The sequence below is a fragment of the Collinsella sp. TM10-22 genome, assembly GCF_003466125.1.
GTDB lineage: Bacteria > Actinomycetota > Coriobacteriia > Coriobacteriales > Coriobacteriaceae > Collinsella.
In genome coordinates, this window is the sequence record NZ_QSOC01000006.1 from 124,717 (window position 1) to 141,719 (window position 17,003).

General features: G+C 61.4%; 12 protein-coding genes. 8 read left to right on the forward strand and 4 right to left on the reverse strand.

Annotated features, from left to right (window positions below; genetic code table 11):
- The first annotated feature begins 307 nt into the window (after positions 1-307).
- Positions 308-1,297: a GGDEF domain-containing protein gene (locus DXD94_RS07730; protein ID WP_117763721.1), complete on the forward strand. Its 990-nt coding sequence runs from the start codon at positions 308-310 to the stop codon at positions 1,295-1,297.
- 57 nt (positions 1,298-1,354) lie between these two features.
- Here DXD94_RS07730 and DXD94_RS07735 read toward each other — a convergent pair whose 3' ends face one another.
- Both DXD94_RS07735 and DXD94_RS07740 read right to left on the reverse strand, forming a co-directional pair.
- A complete protein-coding gene (locus tag DXD94_RS07735; RefSeq protein ID WP_117763722.1) occupies positions 1,355-2,290 on the reverse strand; it encodes a DMT family transporter in 936 nt (311 codons plus the stop codon).
- A gap of 100 nt (positions 2,291-2,390) precedes the next feature.
- Positions 2,391-6,137 (reverse strand): phosphoribosylformylglycinamidine synthase, encoded by a 3,747-nt coding sequence (locus DXD94_RS07740; protein WP_117763723.1) that lies wholly within the window; start codon positions 6,135-6,137, stop codon positions 2,391-2,393.
- A gap of 184 nt (positions 6,138-6,321) precedes the next feature.
- Here DXD94_RS07740 and DXD94_RS07745 point away from each other — a divergent pair, with 184 nt between their 5' ends.
- The gene (locus tag DXD94_RS07745) at positions 6,322-7,884 is read left to right on the forward strand and encodes a cation:proton antiporter (protein ID WP_117763724.1); all 1,563 of its coding nucleotides are present in this window, start codon (positions 6,322-6,324) and stop codon (positions 7,882-7,884) included.
- Between the two features lie 161 nt (positions 7,885-8,045).
- Here DXD94_RS07745 and DXD94_RS07750 read toward each other — a convergent pair whose 3' ends face one another.
- On the reverse strand, positions 8,046-8,795 hold the full coding sequence (locus DXD94_RS07750) for an SDR family NAD(P)-dependent oxidoreductase (RefSeq protein WP_117734508.1): 750 nt from the start codon (positions 8,793-8,795) through the stop codon (positions 8,046-8,048).
- A gap of 221 nt (positions 8,796-9,016) precedes the next feature.
- The gene (locus DXD94_RS07755) at positions 9,017-10,360 is read right to left on the reverse strand and encodes a homoserine dehydrogenase (RefSeq protein WP_117763725.1); all 1,344 of its coding nucleotides are present in this window, start codon (positions 10,358-10,360) and stop codon (positions 9,017-9,019) included.
- A 248-nt stretch (positions 10,361-10,608) separates the two neighbouring features.
- On the opposite strand from DXD94_RS07755, the gene DXD94_RS07760 reads away from it, so the two are divergent.
- The 6 genes from DXD94_RS07760 to DXD94_RS07785 all read left to right on the forward strand — a co-directional run bounded on the left by DXD94_RS07760 (position 10,609) and on the right by DXD94_RS07785 (position 16,908).
- Positions 10,609-11,775, forward strand: coding sequence for an ABC transporter substrate-binding protein (locus DXD94_RS07760; protein WP_117763726.1), 1,167 nt, complete (start codon positions 10,609-10,611; stop codon positions 11,773-11,775).
- Between the two features lie 271 nt (positions 11,776-12,046).
- A complete protein-coding gene (locus tag DXD94_RS07765; RefSeq protein WP_117734505.1) occupies positions 12,047-13,234 on the forward strand; it encodes an ABC transporter substrate-binding protein in 1,188 nt (395 codons plus the stop codon).
- Positions 13,235-13,373: 139 nt separating this feature from the next.
- On the forward strand, positions 13,374-14,255 hold the full coding sequence (locus DXD94_RS07770) for a branched-chain amino acid ABC transporter permease (RefSeq protein ID WP_117734504.1): 882 nt from the start codon (positions 13,374-13,376) through the stop codon (positions 14,253-14,255).
- Positions 14,256-14,264: 9 nt separating this feature from the next.
- Positions 14,265-15,344, forward strand: coding sequence for a branched-chain amino acid ABC transporter permease (locus DXD94_RS07775; protein ID WP_117734503.1), 1,080 nt, complete (start codon positions 14,265-14,267; stop codon positions 15,342-15,344).
- Positions 15,334-16,194 carry an ABC transporter ATP-binding protein gene (locus DXD94_RS07780; RefSeq protein ID WP_006234439.1) on the forward strand — a complete coding sequence of 287 codons (861 nt, stop codon included), beginning with the start codon at positions 15,334-15,336 and terminating at the stop codon, positions 16,192-16,194. The genes DXD94_RS07775 and DXD94_RS07780 overlap by 11 nt, the downstream gene beginning before the upstream one ends.
- A gap of 12 nt (positions 16,195-16,206) precedes the next feature.
- Positions 16,207-16,908: an ABC transporter ATP-binding protein gene (locus tag DXD94_RS07785; RefSeq protein WP_117734727.1), complete on the forward strand. Its 702-nt coding sequence runs from the start codon at positions 16,207-16,209 to the stop codon at positions 16,906-16,908.
- The last annotated feature ends 95 nt before the right edge of the window (positions 16,909-17,003 follow it).

The window sequence follows — 17,003 nt, forward strand, 5'->3', positions numbered from 1 at the left end:
TCGCGCCGCTCGAGCGTCCGAACGGAAGCTGTCTTGCAGTAATGTTCGGACGCTCTGCTATGACTCCCTTTACCCCTACGGAATAGGGGGTGTTTATTTCCCAGGCACGATTCGGGAGATTCTGGCCACTTGGATATTGAAGGGATGGCGTCTAGTGGTTAAGGCACTCAAGATTGAGATATTCGTGCTCTGCATGATTGTTCTTATCGGGCTTGCCGCGCGAAGCCGTCGCTCTTTATTCTCGAGTACCCAGCAGCTATTGTTTAGCATGCTCGGCTATACCTCTGCCGCGTAAATATTATTCGATATGATCTGGACGCTCTCGGATGGTGTGGACGGCACGCTGGGCATTGCCGCCAACTGGATTTCCAACGCGGTTTCGTTTTCGCTCTTTGCCATCGCGTGCCTCATTTGGTTTATCTATTCCGAGACAGTGCAGGGCTCTCGCCTTTTGACCGCGCGCTATAAGGTGGCGCTCGTAACGTTGCCTACGGTGCTGGTGGTCGTGCTGGCGTTTACGAGCTGCTGGACGCACGCCCTGTTCTATATCGATGCGCAGGGCGTGTATCATCGCTGCTTTGCCTATATGATCCAGCCCATCGTCAGCTACTGCTACGTTATTCATACGTCCCTGCACGCGTTTGTGCAATCGCGCAGGGTCGAGAGTCTACAAAAGAAGGCCATCTATCGAACCTTGGCATTTTTCGCCATTCCGGTCCTGGTGGGCGGCACCTTTCAGGTCGTGTTTTCGGTGCCCGGGCTTTGTGTCGGCATAATGATTAGCATGCTGCTGCTCTACATCGTCTGCCAGGAGCAGCTGATCTCGACCGATCCGTTGACTGGCCTCAACAATCGAAACCGATTTGAGACCTATATGCTGTCGCTCTTCTCGAATGCGGATCATACGGGCGATGTGTATCTGCTCATGATGGACGCTGATGGCTTTAAGCAGATTAATGATCGCTACGGACATGTGGAGGGTGACCGCGCTCTTCAGCTCATCTCCACCGCGCCCAAAGATGTCTGCTCGGCGTCTGGTGGCTTTATCGCACGTTATGGCGGCGATGAGTTCGTAGTGCTCCAAAAGGCGATAGCAGAGCAGGACATCATGCGCCTGTGCGAGGCAATCAACGACGAGCTCGCGCGTGCCGAGGTGCTGTATCTGTTGCGGATGTCCATCGGTTACGCACGGGTCGGTGATGGTGTCGATACCTGGCAAGACTTGCTTCGCGCTGCCGATGCGGAGCTCTACCGCGTAAAGCACGAGAAGAAAAAGGCCGGCGTCCAGATACGCTAGAAAAAGCGACCACGCGAATGTCCGCTGCAGGTGCGGCATACGCAAGGGCTTGGCTTGTTAGGCATCTTTAGGTTTGTTGACAATGATGATGCCGCCGCAGACCAGGAGCAGGGCCACAATGACGGTAACGGGGCTTGTGCCAGCGCCCTCGCCGAGCAGCAGCGCGCTCAACGCTACGCCAAAGACCGGGTTCATAAAGCCAAAGACCGAAACGCGGCTGACGGGGTTGACGGCGAGCAGGCGAGACCACAGCGAGTATGCGACGGCGGAAATGAGTGCCATATATATGATGAGCGCGATGGCGGGGACGATTTTGGTGGGGGATAGCGCGCCGCCCATCAAAAGCCCGATGGCGGTAAGGACCAGACCGCCGACTAAAAACTGCCAGCCGGCGAGTAAAACGCCGTCATGCTCGCGCGAGAAAATGCCAATGAGGCAGGTCGACAGGGCGCCCGCAACGGTGGAAGCCAGGATAAAGCCCTCGCCGTCGAGCGCAAAGCCAAAGGTGCCATCCGCGCCCGAAAGGTTGACGAGCGCTACACCGGCAAAGCCCAACACGCAGCCAAGCACCTTGGCTGTATCGAGCTTCTCGGTGTGAAACGCCAGAGCGGCAAAGAGGATTGCGAGGAAGTTGGCGCTGGCCTCAATGATGGAGCTCGACATGGCGCTGGCGCGCGAGAGTCCCAGGTAGAAAAAGAAGTACTGACCGATCGTCTGGAAAATCGACAAGACAAAGATGGGCTTGATGTCGCGAGCCTGCGGGATGAGTGGGCGGCGCTTCGCCGCGCTCATCCCAACGATGACCAGGGCGCCGGCAAGCGTGAAGCGCAAGCCTGCAAAGAGCAGCTGCGAGGCACTATCGTGTGCGGGGATGCCAAAGAGCTCGTAACCGATCTTGATGCAGGGGAAAGCCGATCCCCAGAGCGCACAGCAGATAAGGCAGCCCAGAATGAGTCCGGGCAGGGTGGCGAGATGCGGCTTGCGGCTTTCCATGATGTCCTTCCTGTATGCGCGAAGCAAAAAAGAACCCGCCACCGGAGGTGCCGGCGGCGGGCGTCGTTACCCGAAGGGATTGTACCCGATGGGAACGTCTTTAGGCGAAGTAGGCTACGCCGCTCTCAAAGATCGGCATGAACTTATCGCCGGGGACATGCTCGGGAACGTTGCGGTACAGGTTGTCGCCGCGACGCTCGGCATGGCCCATCTTGCCCAGGACGCGGCCGTCGGGGCTCGTGATGCCCTCGATGGCGAGTGCGGAGCCGTTGGGGTTGACGGAAAGATCCATGCTGGGCTTGCCGTCCTCGTCCACGTATTGCGTGGCGACCTGGCCGTTGGCGATCAGCTGGGCGAGCACCTCGTCATTGGCGACAAAGCGGCCCTCGCCGTGGCTGATGGCGACGGTGTAGGGGTCGTCCAGGCTGCATTGCGACAACCACGGGGACAGGTTGGACGAGATGCGGGTGCGCACCAGACGGCTCTGGTGGCGACCGATGGTGTTGAACGTCAGCGTGGGCGCGTCGGGCGTGGCGTCGACGATGTCACCGTAGGGCACCAGGCCGAGCTTGACCAGGGCCTGGAAGCCGTTGCAGATGCCCAGCATCAGGCCGTCGCGGGCCTTGAGCAGGTCGCGAACTGCCTCGGTGACCTCGGGAGCGCGGAAGAACGCCGTGATGAACTTGGCGGAGCCGTCGGGCTCGTCGCCGCCCGAGAAGCCGCCGGGGATCATGACGATCTGGCTTGCACGGATGCGACGGGCAAGCTCGTGGGTGCTCTCGGCGACGGCCTCGGGCGTGAGATTGTTGATCACGAAGGTGTCGGCCTCGGCACCGGCGGCACGGAAGGCGCGGGCACTGTCGTACTCGCAGTTGTTGCCGGGGAACACGGGGATGATCACGCGCGGGCGGGCGATTTTGGCGCCGCCGTACACGTGGATATCCTTGGTGCGATAGTCGATGGTCTCGACCTCGGGCTGCTCGTCGGTGCTGCGGTAGGCAAAGACACCCTCGATGCCGCTCTCCCAGGCCTCTTGGAGCTCGGAGAGCTCGATGACCTCGGAGCCGGTGTCGATGACATAGCCCTCGACGGTGGTGCCCAGGGGCTCGACGACAACGCCGTCGGCGACCTCGGGCAACTCGGCATCCTCTGCGAGCTCGACGATAAAGCTGCCGTAGAGCGGGGTGAAGAGGCTCTCCACGTCCACGTCCTCGGCAAGCTCGATGCCGATCTGGTTGCCGACGCACATCTTAAAGAGGCTCTCGGCACCGCAGCCGTAGCCGGGCGTGGAGATGGCCAGGGCGTCGCCGGTGGCGGTGAGCGCCTCGACGGCGTCAAACGCGGCGAGCAGCTGCTGGGCATCGGGACGGTAATCCTCGCCATAGGTGGCGGGGGCGATGCGGACGACGCGGTGCGTCAGGCCCTTGAACTCGGGCGATGTGGCGCGGGCGGCGCGACCCACGGCCACGGCGAAGCTGATGAGGGTCGGCGGAACGTTGAGCTCGCCGGCCTCGTCCTCAAATGAGCCGCTCATGGAGTCCTTGCCGCCGATGGCGCCGGCACCCAGATCGACCTGGGCCATAAGAGCACCCAGAACGGCTGCCATGGGCTTGCCCCAGCGCTCGGCCTCGGTGCGCAGGCGCTCGAAGTACTCCTGGAAGGAGAGGTAGGCGCGCTTGTGCTCAAAGCCGGCGGCGACGAGCTTGGCGATGGACTCGACTACGGACAGGTAGGCACCTGCAAACTGGTCGGCCTCCATCAGGTAGGGGTTGAAGCCCCATGCCATGGCGCTCGCCGTGGTGGTCTCGCCGTCCACGGGGAACTTGGCGACCATGGCAGAGCTCGGGGTGAGCTGTGTCTTGCCGCCAAAGGGCATGAGCACGGTGGCGGCGCCGATGGTGGAGTCGAAGCGCTCGGAAAGGCCCTTGTTGGAGGCAACGTTAAGATCGGTGACGAGCGAGGTCATACGCTCGGCAAGCGTGGTGCCGGCCCAGCTGGGCTGCCACACGCTGCGGGCGCAGACGTGGGCGACCTGGTGCTTGGGCGCACCGTTGGAGTTGAGGAACTCGCGGGACAGGTCGACGATGGCGACGCCGTTCCAGGCCATGCGCATGCGCGGCTCGGCGGTAACCTCGGCGATAACGGTCGCTTCCAGGTTCTCCTCGGCGGCGTAGCCCATGAACTCCTCGACGTCACCGTCGGCGACGGCGCAAGCCATGCGCTCCTGGGACTCGGAAATGGCGAGCTCGGTGCCGTCCAGGCCGTCGTACTTCTTGGTCACGGTATCGAGGTCGACATACAGGCCGTCGGCAAGCTCGCCCACGGCGACCGAGACGCCGCCGGCGCCAAAGTCGTTGCAGCGCTTGATCAAGCGACAGGCGTCGCCGCGTCGGAACAGGCGCTGCAGCTTGCGCTCGACCGGGGCGTTGCCCTTCTGGACCTCGGCACCCGAAGTCTCGATGGACTCGGTGTTCTGGGTCTTGGAGGAGCCGGTGGCGCCGCCGATGCCGTCACGGCCGGTGCGGCCGCCCAGCAGGATGATCTTGTCGGTGGGGGCGGGGCACTCGCGACGCACGTGGTTTGCCGGGGTAGCGCCCACGACGGCACCGACCTCCATGCGCTTGGCCACGTAGCCGGGGTGATAGAGTTCGTTGACCTGACCGGTGGCAAGGCCGATCTGGTTGCCGTAGCTGGAGTAGCCGGCGGCGGCGGTGGTCACGAGCTTGCGCTGCGGGAGCTTGCCCTCGAGCGTCTCGGAAACCGGGACGGTGGGGTCGCCGGCGCCGGTGACGCGCATGGCCTGGTACACATAGCTGCGGCCCGAGAGCGGGTCACGGATGGCGCCGCCCACGCAGGTGGCGGCACCGCCGAAGGGCTCGATTTCGGTCGGGTGGTTGTGGGTCTCGTTCTTAAAGAGGAACAGCCAGTCCTGGTCCTCACCATCAACATCGACCTTTACCTTGACGGTGCAGGCGTTGATCTCCTCGGACTCGTCGACATCGGTCATGACGCCGGTCTTCTTGAGATACTTGGCGCCGATGGTGCCCATATCCATGAGGCAGACGGGCTTGGCGTCGCGACCGAGCTCGTGGCGCATTTCCATGTAGCGGTCGAAGGCCTGCTGCACCACGGCGTCGTCGATCGTCACGTCATCCAGGACGGTACCGAAGGTGGTGTGGCGGCAGTGGTCGGACCAATAGGTGTCGATCACGCGAATCTCGGTGATTGTGGGGTCGCGATCTTCATCGCGGAAGTACTGCTGGCAGAAGGCGATGTCCGCCTCGTCCATGGCAAGACCGCGCTCGGAGATAAAGGCGGCAAGACCGGCCTCGTCGAGCTCGCGGAAGCCGTCAAGCACCTCGACGGGCGCAGGCTCGGGGGTCTCCATGTGCAGCGTCTCGGGTAGGTCGAGTGAGGCAATGCGGGCCTCGACGGGGTTCACCACGTAGTGCTTAATGGCATCGATGGCGGCCTCGTCCAGGGCGCCCGAGATCATATAGACCTTGGCGGAGCGCACGGCGGGGCGCTCGCCCTGGCTGATGAGCTGTACGCACTCGCTGGCGGAGTCGGCGCGCTGGTCAAACTGGCCAGGCAGGAATTCGACGGCAAAGACGGCGCCATCGCTTGCGGGGAGCTCGTCGTAGGTCACATCGACCTGGGGCTCGCTAAAGACGGTCGGCACGCAGGAGCGGAACAGCTCCTCATCGATGCCCTCGACGTCGTAGCGGTTGATGATCCTCAGAGCCTCGATGCCCTTGATGCCGAGAATCTCGGTCAGCTCGCCCTTGAGCTGCTGAGCCTCGACGTCGAACCCGGGTTTCTTCTCCACGTAGATACGAGAGACCATTGGTTCCTGCCTTCCTGATCGGTTGGGCGTACGGTGCGGTATGCGGCAGCGGTCGGTTTGCGGGGCAAGCCTCGCGATCGCCTTGAGCCGCATACTTTTAAACCTCACTATGATACGACAGCTCGTGGCGCGTTGAGGACGGCGAGGGTGCTACAGTGGAGCGCAAACAAGAGAAAGGCATCACATGGCATTTGTTTCGCTCGCCATCATCGCACTCGTGGCCTTTGCAAGTCCCTTCATCGCCTCGGCGATTCCCGGAAAACCCGTTCCCGAGACGGTCTTTTTGCTCGTGTTTGGCGCGGTGCTGGGACCTCATATGCTCGGCATTATCCATGTGGATGCCGAGGTCTCGCTCGTGTCCGAGCTCGGCCTGGCCTTTTTGTTCCTGCTTGCCGGCTTTGAGATCGATCCCAAGAACATCACGGGCATCGAGGGGCGTTACGGCATGGCGACGTGGGTCGTCACGTTTGGTATAGCCTGGCTTGCCGTGCGCTTTACCCCGTGGTTTTCGGTCAGTCATTTTGATGGCATCGCCGTGACGCTGGCGTTGACCTCGACGGCGCTTGGGGCGCTCATGCCCATCTTGCGCGAGCGGTCGCTTTCTGGGACGCGCGTCGGCGATTCGATTCTTGCCTATGGTACGTGGGGCGAGCTCGGGCCCGTGCTCGCCATGTCGGTGCTGCTGTCTGCCCGTACGGGTGTCGAGACGCTGTTGATCTTGGGGCTGTTCGCCGTGGTGTGCGTGCTGCTTGCCGTGGTCCCCAGCCGCTCCAAGCGTATTGGCAGCCGCTTCTTTGCCTTTATTCAGGAGCGCGCCGATACGACTTCTCAGACGTTCGTGCGCCTCACAGTGCTCATCCTGGTCACGCTCGTGGCGTTTTCCGCTATTTTTAGCCTCGATATCGTACTGGGCGCTTTTGCCGCGGGCTTTGTCCTGCGCTACATCATCCCCGAGGGCAACCATACGCTCGAGCTTAAACTCGATGGCCTTGCCTATGGCTTTTTGATCCCGGTGTTCTTTACCGTGTCGGGTGCCAAGATCGACCTGACGGCTGTAGCATCGCGCCCCGGCTTGCTCGTGGGCTTTATCGTGGCGTTGCTGGTTATCCGCGCCGTGCCCATTCTCATCTCTATGAGCATTTGTCCCGCGACGCGTGACGTCTCGGCGTATGGCCGCATCACCGTGGCGCTCTACTGCACCACGGCCCTGCCGATCATCGTTGCCGTGACGAGCGTTGCCGTCAACGCGGGCGCGCTGTCTCAAGATATTGCGTCGGTCATGGTTGCCGCCGGCGCCATCACGGTGTTCCTGATGCCACTGCTCGCGCAGCTCTTCTACCGCGTGGTCGATGCGGCGCCGGTCGCCGCCGTGGCGGAGGTTGCCGAGCATCCTTCTGATGCGCTCAATATCCTGCGCGCCCATCACGACCTTGCAAGTCTTCTCGCCCGCGAGCACGAGCTGTTGACGTCGCATGGACATGGTCGCGTATTCGAAGGCTTGCCTACACTCGATACGATTGCCGAGCGCCTTTCTGATCGGGCGGCGAGCGAACGCATCGATGCGCGCATTGTGGATGCGGCGCATCTGCTTGCCGATAAGAACTATGGCGACGAGATAGATCCGTCCGAGCTCACCCCGCGTGAGCGTCGCCGCCTAGAGCGTGCCAAGCTCGCCGTGCATGAGTACCGCCGTCGCATGCTTGAGCTTTATGCGCACGAAGAAGCCGACGAGGACGACGGCAAGTAGCCGACGCTGATGCGGGGGCGGCATTCCCGTTTGAGGACGGACGCGAAACGGGATACAGTTTCCCTTCAAACAGAAGAAGACGCGCTGTCTGCGGTTGATGTGGACAGCGCGCCTTCTTTGGTTGAGCTATGTTGAGGCCAGGGGCCAAAGCTCGTGGTCCCTTAGGAGCGGGCGGCTCCGTCGACGGGGAGCACGGCGCCTGTGACGTAGGCGGACATGTCGCTCGCCAGGAAGACGAAGGCGTTGGCGACATCCTCGGGCTCGCCCATGCGGCCCAGCGGAATGGTGGTGATGATAGGCTTGATGACCTCTTCGGGCAGGTTGGCGACCATATCGGTCTTGGTCACGCCGGGTGCGACGGCATTGACGCGAATGCCCATGGGGGCGAGCTCGCGCGAGAGCGACTGGACCATGCCGTTGACGGCAAACTTGGACGTGGGATAGCCAACGCCGGAGGGCTGACCGTACTTAGCGACCATCGAGCTCGTGGTGGTGATGGTGCCGCCGTGGCCGGCCTCGGTCATGATCTTGGCGGCAGCCTGGTGGCCGTTAAAGACGGCGACGACGTTGAGGTCCATGACCTTGGCAAACTCCTCGGCCGTGTAGTCCAAAAGGGGCGAGCGCTGGGAGATGCCGGCATTGTTGACGACCGTGTCCAAGCCGCCCATATCGGCGGCAGCCTGGGTAAAGGCCTCAGTTACGGCCTCGAGCGAGGTGAGGTCGCAGGAGCGGCCCCAAACCTTAGCCTCGGGATAGGCGGCTGCCAGTTTCTCAACGGCTGCGTCGGCAGTCTCCTGGCGCGAGCCAAAGACCGTGACGGCGGCGCCTTCCTCGATAAAACGGCAGGCGATGGCATAGCCGATTCCGCGCGTGCCTCCGGTGATGATTGCTTTCTTGCCCTTGAGCAGCATATCGCTTCCTCTCTTATGTGCATGGATACTTGCAGCACAGCATAGTGGCGGCAAAAAACAGCTGACGCCGCATATCGGTAAACGGTATCCACGGTTGTTGACGAACGGTCAAGTTGCTCAAACGTTAGTCGACCACTTCGTGCAAAAGATGTAACTAAAAGGGGCTCCCATCCAATCGGATGGGAGCCCCTCATGCGTTATTTGATTTGCCGAGAATCGGGCTAGTTGGCCATGACGCCTTCGGTCCAGGCCTCGACGTCCTCGATGCGCAGGACGTTGGCGATCTCGGCCACGCAGTCGACGCTGGCAAGCTCGGCGGCGGCAGCCTGGACGTCCTTCTCGAGCGCGCGGTGCGTCAGGAAGATGACCGAGCAGGTATCGCTGACGCCCGACTTGCCGTCCTCGACCTGGTTGATGAGCGAGATCGAGATGTTGTGCTTGGCAAAGATGTCGACCGTCTCGGACAGGGCGCCCACGCGGTCGGCGACCTTCAGACGCACATAGTACTTGGTCTGGAGCTCGTCCATGGGCTTAAAGGCAAGGTTGTGGCCGTAGGGCTCAATCTCGGGCAGCGGAGCAACGCCGCGGCTGATCTGCTCGGACAGCGACAGGATATCGCCCACGACGGCGCTCGCGGTGGGGAAGGAGCCTGCGCCGGCACCGTAGAACATGGTCTCGCCCACGGCGTCGCCCACCACGTAGACGGCGTTCATGGCGCCGTTGACCTTGGCGAGCATGTGGTCGGCGGGGATCAGCGTGGGGTGCACGCGGACGTCGACGCCGGCATCGGTGTTGCGCGCAATGCCCAGCAGCTTAATGGTGTAGCCGAGCTCGCGGGCCTGGGCGATGTCCTCGGCGCCGATGGTACGGATGCCCTGCTGGTAGACGTCGTCGGTGGTCACACGGGTGCCAAAGCCGATGGAGGCGAGGATGGCCGTCTTGCTGGCGGCATCGAAGCCGTCGACGTCGGCGGACGGGTCGGCCTCGGCGTAGCCCTTGGCCTGCGCGTCGGCGAGCACGTCGGCGTAATCGGCGCCCTCGGCGTCCATGCGCGACAGGATGTAGTTGGTGGTGCCGTTGAGGATGCCGGCGATGGTCAGGATCTTGTTGCCCACCAGGTCGTGCTCGAGCGTGCTGACGATGGGGATGCCGCCGCCGCAGCTGGCCTCGCACTTGATCTGCACGCCGCACTCACGCGCCTTCTCGGCGAGCGTCTCGACGTGACGGCCGAGCAGGGCCTTGTTAGCGGAGACGACGTGCTTGCCGTTCTCAAAGGCCGTGGTGAAGATCTCGGTTGCGGGATGCTCGCCGCCAATTAGCTCGACGACGATGTCGACGGTGGGGTCGGTGACGACATCATGCCAGTCGCTCGTAAAGGCCTCGCGCTCAATACCGGCGGCTTCGGCCTGCTCCCAGGCAAGCGCGCAGGCGCGGGTCAGCTTAAGGTCGATGCCGTAGGCGGCCAGGTACTCATCGTGGTGGCTCTTGATCAGACGGGCCACGCCGCCGCCGACGGTTCCCAGGCCGATCAGGCCGACGTTCACGGTGCGCAGGGGTTCGCTCATAGATAGCTCCTTCGTGCATCTGTATGGATGATTGACCAGTTAAGGTTGAGTGCATTCTAGCGTGAACCAAGGGCGCGTGCTTGCCAGGCAACAGGAGCCGCATAAAACGCTACCCCCGAAACGCTGCGGAAATATTGGAAACACGCTCGCTACAAACGAACTCCCGTAACAAACTGTCAACGTTTGGGCCATAAGGTTTGCCCTGTACCGCAAGACGGCCGCACCGCGGCCAGCGAAAAGGGGACACCATGTTCAACATCAACAGCACGCTCAGCCGTAGGAACTTCCTCGCCGGCGCCGCCGCGCTCGGCAGCACCGTCGCACTTGCCGGCTGCTCCTCGGGTGGCTCGGACGATGGGTCGGCCGATGACGGCAAGTCTTTCAAGATCGGCGTCATCGGTCCTCTGACCGGTGCCGCGGCCACCTATGGCGTCTCGGTCGAGAAGGGCGCCAAGCTCGCCGTAAAGGATTTCTCGACCAAGGACCTCAAGCTCTCGCTTAAGTCCGAGGACGACGTCGCCGACGGCGAGAAAGCCATCAACGCCTTCAATACCCTGTGCGACTGGGGCATGCAGGCGCTCGTCGGCCCCGTCACCACCGGTGCCGCCGTTGCCGTCTCGGGTGAGATTGCCGACGACATGCTCATGGTCACGCCTTCCGCCTCGTCGCTCGATGTCACCAAGGACAAGACCACGGTCTTCCAGGTCTGCTTCACCGACCCCACCATGGGCACGAGTGCCGCGAAGTTTTTGGCCGAGAAGTACGCAGACGCCAAGATCGCCCTGTTCTACAACTCCGGCGATACGTACAGCTCGGGCGTTGCCGACGCCTTTGCCGAGCAGGCCAAGGAGTCCAAGCTCGATATCGTCGACACCGAGACCTTTAAGGACGACTCTTCCGCGAGCTTTACCAATCAACTGACCAAGGCCAAGGAGGCCGGCGCCACGCTCATCTTTGCGCCGATCTACTACACGCCGGCGTCCGTCCTGCTCAAGAACGCCAAGGACATGGGCTACGACATGACGCTCATGGGCACCGACGGCATGGACGGTCTGCTCTCTGTGGAGGGCTTCGATACCTCGCTTGCCGAGGGCGTGCTGCTCATGACGCCCTTCTCCGCCGACGACGAGAAGAACGCCGACTTTGTCAAGGCATATAAGGAGGAGTACGACGAGACCCCCAACCAGTTTGCCGCCGACGCCTACGACTGCGTCCACGCGATCGCCGAGGCCATCGACAAGGCTGGCATCGATACGACGGCCGACGGTGCCGACATTGCCGCCGAACTTGCCAAGGCCATGCGTAAGATCAAGATCGATGGCCTGACCGGCGAGCTCACCTGGAACGACGAGGGCCAGGTCGAAAAGCCCGCTACGGCCTATGTGATTCAGGACGGCAAGTACATCGCCGCCTAAGAGCGTATAAAACGCAACCGGTGAGGCTCTTTTATTCAGGGCGAGGATGCTTGTAACAGAATGGAAACATTACTTTTACACAATAAAGTGGCAGATATGCATAAAGCGGCAAAAATACGCAGAAATATGGATAAAAATCTGAGGTAAAAGAAAAGTTGAAATAATCGCCACTTTTCCTAACTAAAGCGTCTACTATTTTGCGAACGCCGAACACGGCGAAGGATGGCCTGTCGGGTAACCGAAACCCGACGAGATTTGAGAGGAGAGCCGCATGTCGAGCCTCACCGGTAAGTCATTGAACCCTGTTATGAATCGCAGGAGCGTTATCGCGAGCGCAGCAGGTCTGGGGGCGATGTCTATTCTAGCTGGCTGCTCCTCCAACGGCGGCGATAGCGGTTCCGCTTCGAGCGACGCCTCGTTTAAGATCGGCACCATCGGCCCGCTGACCGGTGCTGCCGCGTCCTACGGCAAGTCCGTTACCCAGGGCGTCGAGCTTGGCTGCAAGGATTTCTCGACCAAGGAGCTGCCACTTGTCAGCAAGGCCGAGGACGACCAGGCCGACGGCGAGAAGGCCGTCAACGCCTTCAATACCCTGCTCGACTGGGGCATGCAGGCCCTCGTCGGCCCGACCACCACGGGTGCGTCGGTTGCCGTTGCCGCCGAGTGCGGTAACGACCCCAAGACGTTCATGATCACCCCGTCCGCGTCCTCCGAGGACGTTACCGACGGCAAGGATTGCGTCTTCCAGGTTTGCTTCACCGACCCCAACCAGGGCGTCAACGCTGCCAAGTTCCTGGCCCAGAAGTATGCGGACGAGAAGTTCGTTCTGTTCTATAACTCCGGCGACGCCTATTCTTCGGGTATCGCGGATTCCTTTAAGGCTCAGGCCGCTGAGTCCAAGCTCGAGATCGTTGACGAGGAGACCTTTAAGGACGACTCCGCAACGAGCTTTACCAACCAGCTGACCAAGGCCAAGCAGGCCGGCGCCACCATGATCTTCGCGCCGATCTACTACACGCCGGCGTCCGTCCTGCTCAAGAACGCCAAGGACATGGGCTACGACGTCAAGATGATGGGCTGCGACGGCATGGACGGCATCCTGGGCGTGGAGGGCTTCGACACCTCCCTTGCCGAGGGCCTGCTGCTCATGACCCCGTTCTCCGCCGACGACGAGAAGAACGCCGACTTCGTTAACGCCTACAAGGATAAGTACGGCGATACCCCCGACCAGTTTGCCGCCGACGCCTACGACGGCGTGCACGCTGTGGTCGAGGCTCTTAAGGAGGCCGGCTTGGGCGTCGACGCCGACCCCACCGAGGTCGCCGAGAAGCTGCCCGAGGCTATGCTCAAGATCACCGTTGACGGTCTGACCGGCAAGCTTTCCTGGAATGACAAGGGCCAGGTCCAGAAGGACCCCACGGCGTACGTCATCACCGACGGCAAGTACGTACAGGCCTAATAGACCGCCTTACATAGAGCGGTTTTGATCCCAAGCAGGGGAGGTTTTGGCCTTCCCTGCTTGCTTGGTATCTAGGGACGATGTAACGTCCCTGTTTCATACATCAACTGGAAACCTATTCGAAAGGGGGATGTGGAACATGACGGTCTTTATCCAATACCTGGTCAACGGCCTGTCCATGGGCAGCGTCTACGCCATCATCGCGTTGGGCTACACCATGGTCTACGGTATCGCCAAGATGCTGAACTTCGCTCACGGCGACGTCATCATGGTCGGTGCCTATGTCTCGTTCTGCGCCACGTCGTATCTCGGCCTCCCGGGCTGGGCTTCTGTAATTCTCTCTTGTGCGGTCTGCACGGTTCTCGGTGTTCTCATCGAGGGCCTGGCCTATAAGCCGCTGCGCCAGGCAGGCCCGCTGGCCGTTCTGATCACGGCTATCGGCGTGTCCTATTTCTTGCAGAATGCCGCCCAGCTTCTGTGGGGCGCCACGCCCAAGAACTTTACTTCGCTCGTCACCTTCCCGGTGCCGGAGTTCTTGGCCAAGTATAACGTGAGCGCTGTCTCGCTCGTCACCATCGTCGCTTGCCTGATTATCATGGCCGGCCTGGTGTTCTTTACGGGCAAGACCAAGATGGGCAAGGCCATGCGCGCCGTGTCCGAGGACAAGGCCGCCGCTCAGCTCATGGGCATCAATGTCAACCGCACCATCTCGATGACGTTTGCCATCGGCTCTGCCCTTGCCGCCATCGCCGGCGTGCTGTTGTGCTCCTACTCGCCGGTGCTGCAGCCCACGACGGGCGCCATGCCTGGCATCAAAGCCTTCGACGCCGCCGTCTTCGGTGGCATCGGCTCCATCCCCGGCGCCTTTGTCGGCGGCATTCTTATCGGCATCATCGAGGCAATGGCACAGGCCTACATTTCCACGAGCCTTGCCAACTCCATCGTCTTTGGCGTTCTGATCATCGTCCTGCTCGTCAAGCCTGCCGGCCTCTTGGGCAAGTACGTCCCCGAGAAGGTGTAGGTGAGCGTTATGAAGTTCCTTAAAGACAAGCAGACGCGTCACGACTTTGTCACGTACGCCATGTGCATCGTGGCATTCGCCATCGTGTTCTTTATGCAGTCCAACCATATGATCCCGCGCATGATCGCCGGTCAGCTGGTTCCCATCACGGCCTATATCGTCATGGCCATCTCGCTTAACCTCGTCGTCGGCATCGCGGGCGATCTTTCGCTGGGCCATGCGGGCTTTATGAGTGTCGGCGCCTATACGGGTATCGTCACCGCCGTTGCCCTCGAGAGCGCCGTTCCCTCCGATCCGGTGCGTCTTATCATCAGCATCGTGGTCGGCGCTGTCGCTGCTGCCATTATGGGCTTCCTGATCGGTATCCCGGTTCTTCGCCTGAGCGGCGACTACCTGGCCATCGTGACCCTGGCCTTCGGCGAAATCATCAAAGAGATCGTCACCTGCCTTATCGTGGGCGTCGATTCCCGCGGCCTTCACGTGATCTTTAACATCACGGGCAACTCCACGATCGACGACCTTCATCTGCTCGAGGACGGCACCGCCATCATCAAGGGCGCCCAGGGCGCGTCGGGCGTGTCGACCTACTCGACCTTCCTTGCCGGTGCCATCCTGGTCATGATCGCGCTCGTGATCGTGCTCAATCTGGTCCGTAGCCGTACCGGCCGTGCCATCATGGCCGTGCGCGACAACAAGATCGCTGCCGAGTCCGTAGGCATCTCCGTCACCCAGTACCGCATGATCGCCTTCGTGGTTTCTGCCGCCCTCGCCGGTGCTGCAGGCGCCCTGTTCGGCGGTAACTTCTCGCAGCTCTCCGCCACCAAGTTTGACTTCAACACGTCCATCCTCATTCTGGTGTTCGTGGTCTTGGGCGGCCTGGGCAACATGCGCGGTTCTGTCATCGCGGCGGCACTGCTCACGGTGCTTCCCGAACTGCTCCGTCAGTTCTCGGACTATCGCATGCTCATCTATGCCATCGTTTTGATCCTGGTCATGGTCTTTACCAACAACCCGCAGCTCAAGGCGTTCTTCGGTCGCGTTAAGGACCGCTTTGCTCCCAAGAAGGAGGTGGCAGCCGATGCCCAGTAAGTTTGAGTTCAACAAGGGCAAGATGGTCCCGTATCCTTCTGGCGCCATCGTTCCCGACCGCGACCTGGGCCAGCGCCCGGCGCTCGAGTGCATCCACTTGGGCATTGAGTTTGGCGGCCTTAAGGCGGTCGACGACTTTAGCCTGACCATTGGCAAGACCGAGATCGCCGGTCTGATCGGCCCCAACGGCGCCGGTAAGACCACGGTCTTCAACTTGCTTACCAAGGTGTACCAGCCCACGCACGGCACCATCCTGCTCGACGGCGAGGATACCTCGGGTAAGTCCGTCTACCAGGTCAACCGCATGGGCATCGCCCGTACCTTCCAGAACATCCGCCTGTTCAACACCATGACGGTGGAGGACAACGTTAAGGTCGGCCTGCACAACCAGGAGCGCTACTCCGGTTTTGAGGGCGTGCTGCGCCTGCCGACGTATTGGAAGCATGAGAAGGCCGCCCATGAGCGCGCTATGGAGCTGCTGTCCATTTTTGATATGGAGCACCTTGCAAACGAGCAGGCTGGCTCGCTGCCTTATGGCGCCCAGCGTCGTCTGGAGATCGTCCGCGCGCTTGCTACCAACCCTAAGCTGCTGCTGCTCGACGAGCCTGCCGCCGGCATGAACCCGTCCGAGACCGCGGAGCTCATGGCGAATATCGTCAAGATCCGTGACACCTTCGGCATCGCCATCATGCTCATCGAGCACGATATGTCGCTCGTCATGAACATCTGCGAGGGCATCTGCGTGCTCAACTTTGGTAAGGTCATCGCCAAGGGCACGGCCGAGGAAATCCAGAACAACGACGCCGTTATCGAGGCGTATCTGGGCAAGCAGGATAAGGGGGAGAACTAAATGGCAGAGCCGATGCTTTCCGTCTACAACATCAACGTCTGGTACGGCGCCATCCACGCCATCAAGGACATTTCCTTTAACGTCAACGAGGGCGAGATCGTGGCCCTGATCGGCGCCAACGGCGCCGGCAAGTCCACGACGCTTAAGACCGTCTCGGGCCTGCTGCGCTCCAAGACCGGTTCCATCAAGTTTATGGGCGAGGACATTACCCATACGCCCGCCGATAAACTGGTGAGCAAGGGTCTGGCTCAGGTTCCCGAGGGCCGTCGCGCCTTTTTGCAGATGACGGTTGAGGAAAACCTGGAGATGGGCGCCTATACGCAGCCCAAGTCCACGGTGGCTCCGGGTCTTGAGCGCGTCTACGAGCAGTTCCCGCGCCTTAAGGAGCGCCGCCGCCAGGTTGCCGGCACCCTTTCGGGTGGCGAGCAGCAGATGCTCGTTATGGGCCGCGCCCTTATGAGTAACCCCAAGCTGCTCATGCTTGACGAGCCTTCCATGGGTCTGGCGCCGATTCTGATTGAGCAGATCTTCCAGATTGTCGAGGACCTGCACAAGGCCGGCACCACGGTGCTTCTGGTCGAGCAGAACGCGCAGATGGCGCTCTCGATCGCCACGCGCGGCTACGTGCTCGAGACCGGCAAGATCACCATGACCGGCACCGGCCAAGAGCTCCTGCACGACGATAACGTCCGCAAGGCCTATCTCGGTGGCTAACTAGTTACGCGGTTTTACCAAACCGCGTAACGGCTCGACGCTGCAAGCCCGCCAGGGCGGCAATCTGCCTTTCAACTTCGGCGGCATGACCAGAA

What these genes read in the sequence shown, in the direction of transcription:
- DXD94_RS07785 (WP_117734727.1), top strand. Translation starts at nt 16,207, where the DNA reads ATGCTTTCCGTCTACAACATCAACGTCTGGTACGGCGCCATCCACGCC.
- DXD94_RS07740 (WP_117763723.1), bottom strand. Translation starts at nt 6,137, where the DNA reads ATGGTCTCTCGTATCTACGTGGAGAAGAAACCCGGGTTCGACGTCGAG.
- DXD94_RS07730 (WP_117763721.1), top strand. Translation starts at nt 308, where the DNA reads ATGATCTGGACGCTCTCGGATGGTGTGGACGGCACGCTGGGCATTGCC.
- DXD94_RS07745 (WP_117763724.1), top strand. Translation starts at nt 6,322, where the DNA reads ATGGCATTTGTTTCGCTCGCCATCATCGCACTCGTGGCCTTTGCAAGT.
- DXD94_RS07735 (WP_117763722.1), bottom strand. Translation starts at nt 2,290, where the DNA reads ATGGAAAGCCGCAAGCCGCATCTCGCCACCCTGCCCGGACTCATTCTG.
- DXD94_RS07780 (WP_006234439.1), top strand. Translation starts at nt 15,334, where the DNA reads ATGCCCAGTAAGTTTGAGTTCAACAAGGGCAAGATGGTCCCGTATCCT.
- DXD94_RS07765 (WP_117734505.1), top strand. Translation starts at nt 12,047, where the DNA reads ATGTCGAGCCTCACCGGTAAGTCATTGAACCCTGTTATGAATCGCAGG.
- DXD94_RS07750 (WP_117734508.1), bottom strand. Translation starts at nt 8,795, where the DNA reads ATGCTGCTCAAGGGCAAGAAAGCAATCATCACCGGAGGCACGCGCGGA.
- DXD94_RS07770 (WP_117734504.1), top strand. Translation starts at nt 13,374, where the DNA reads ATGACGGTCTTTATCCAATACCTGGTCAACGGCCTGTCCATGGGCAGC.
- DXD94_RS07755 (WP_117763725.1), bottom strand. Translation starts at nt 10,360, where the DNA reads ATGAGCGAACCCCTGCGCACCGTGAACGTCGGCCTGATCGGCCTGGGA.
- DXD94_RS07775 (WP_117734503.1), top strand. Translation starts at nt 14,265, where the DNA reads ATGAAGTTCCTTAAAGACAAGCAGACGCGTCACGACTTTGTCACGTAC.
- DXD94_RS07760 (WP_117763726.1), top strand. Translation starts at nt 10,609, where the DNA reads ATGTTCAACATCAACAGCACGCTCAGCCGTAGGAACTTCCTCGCCGGC.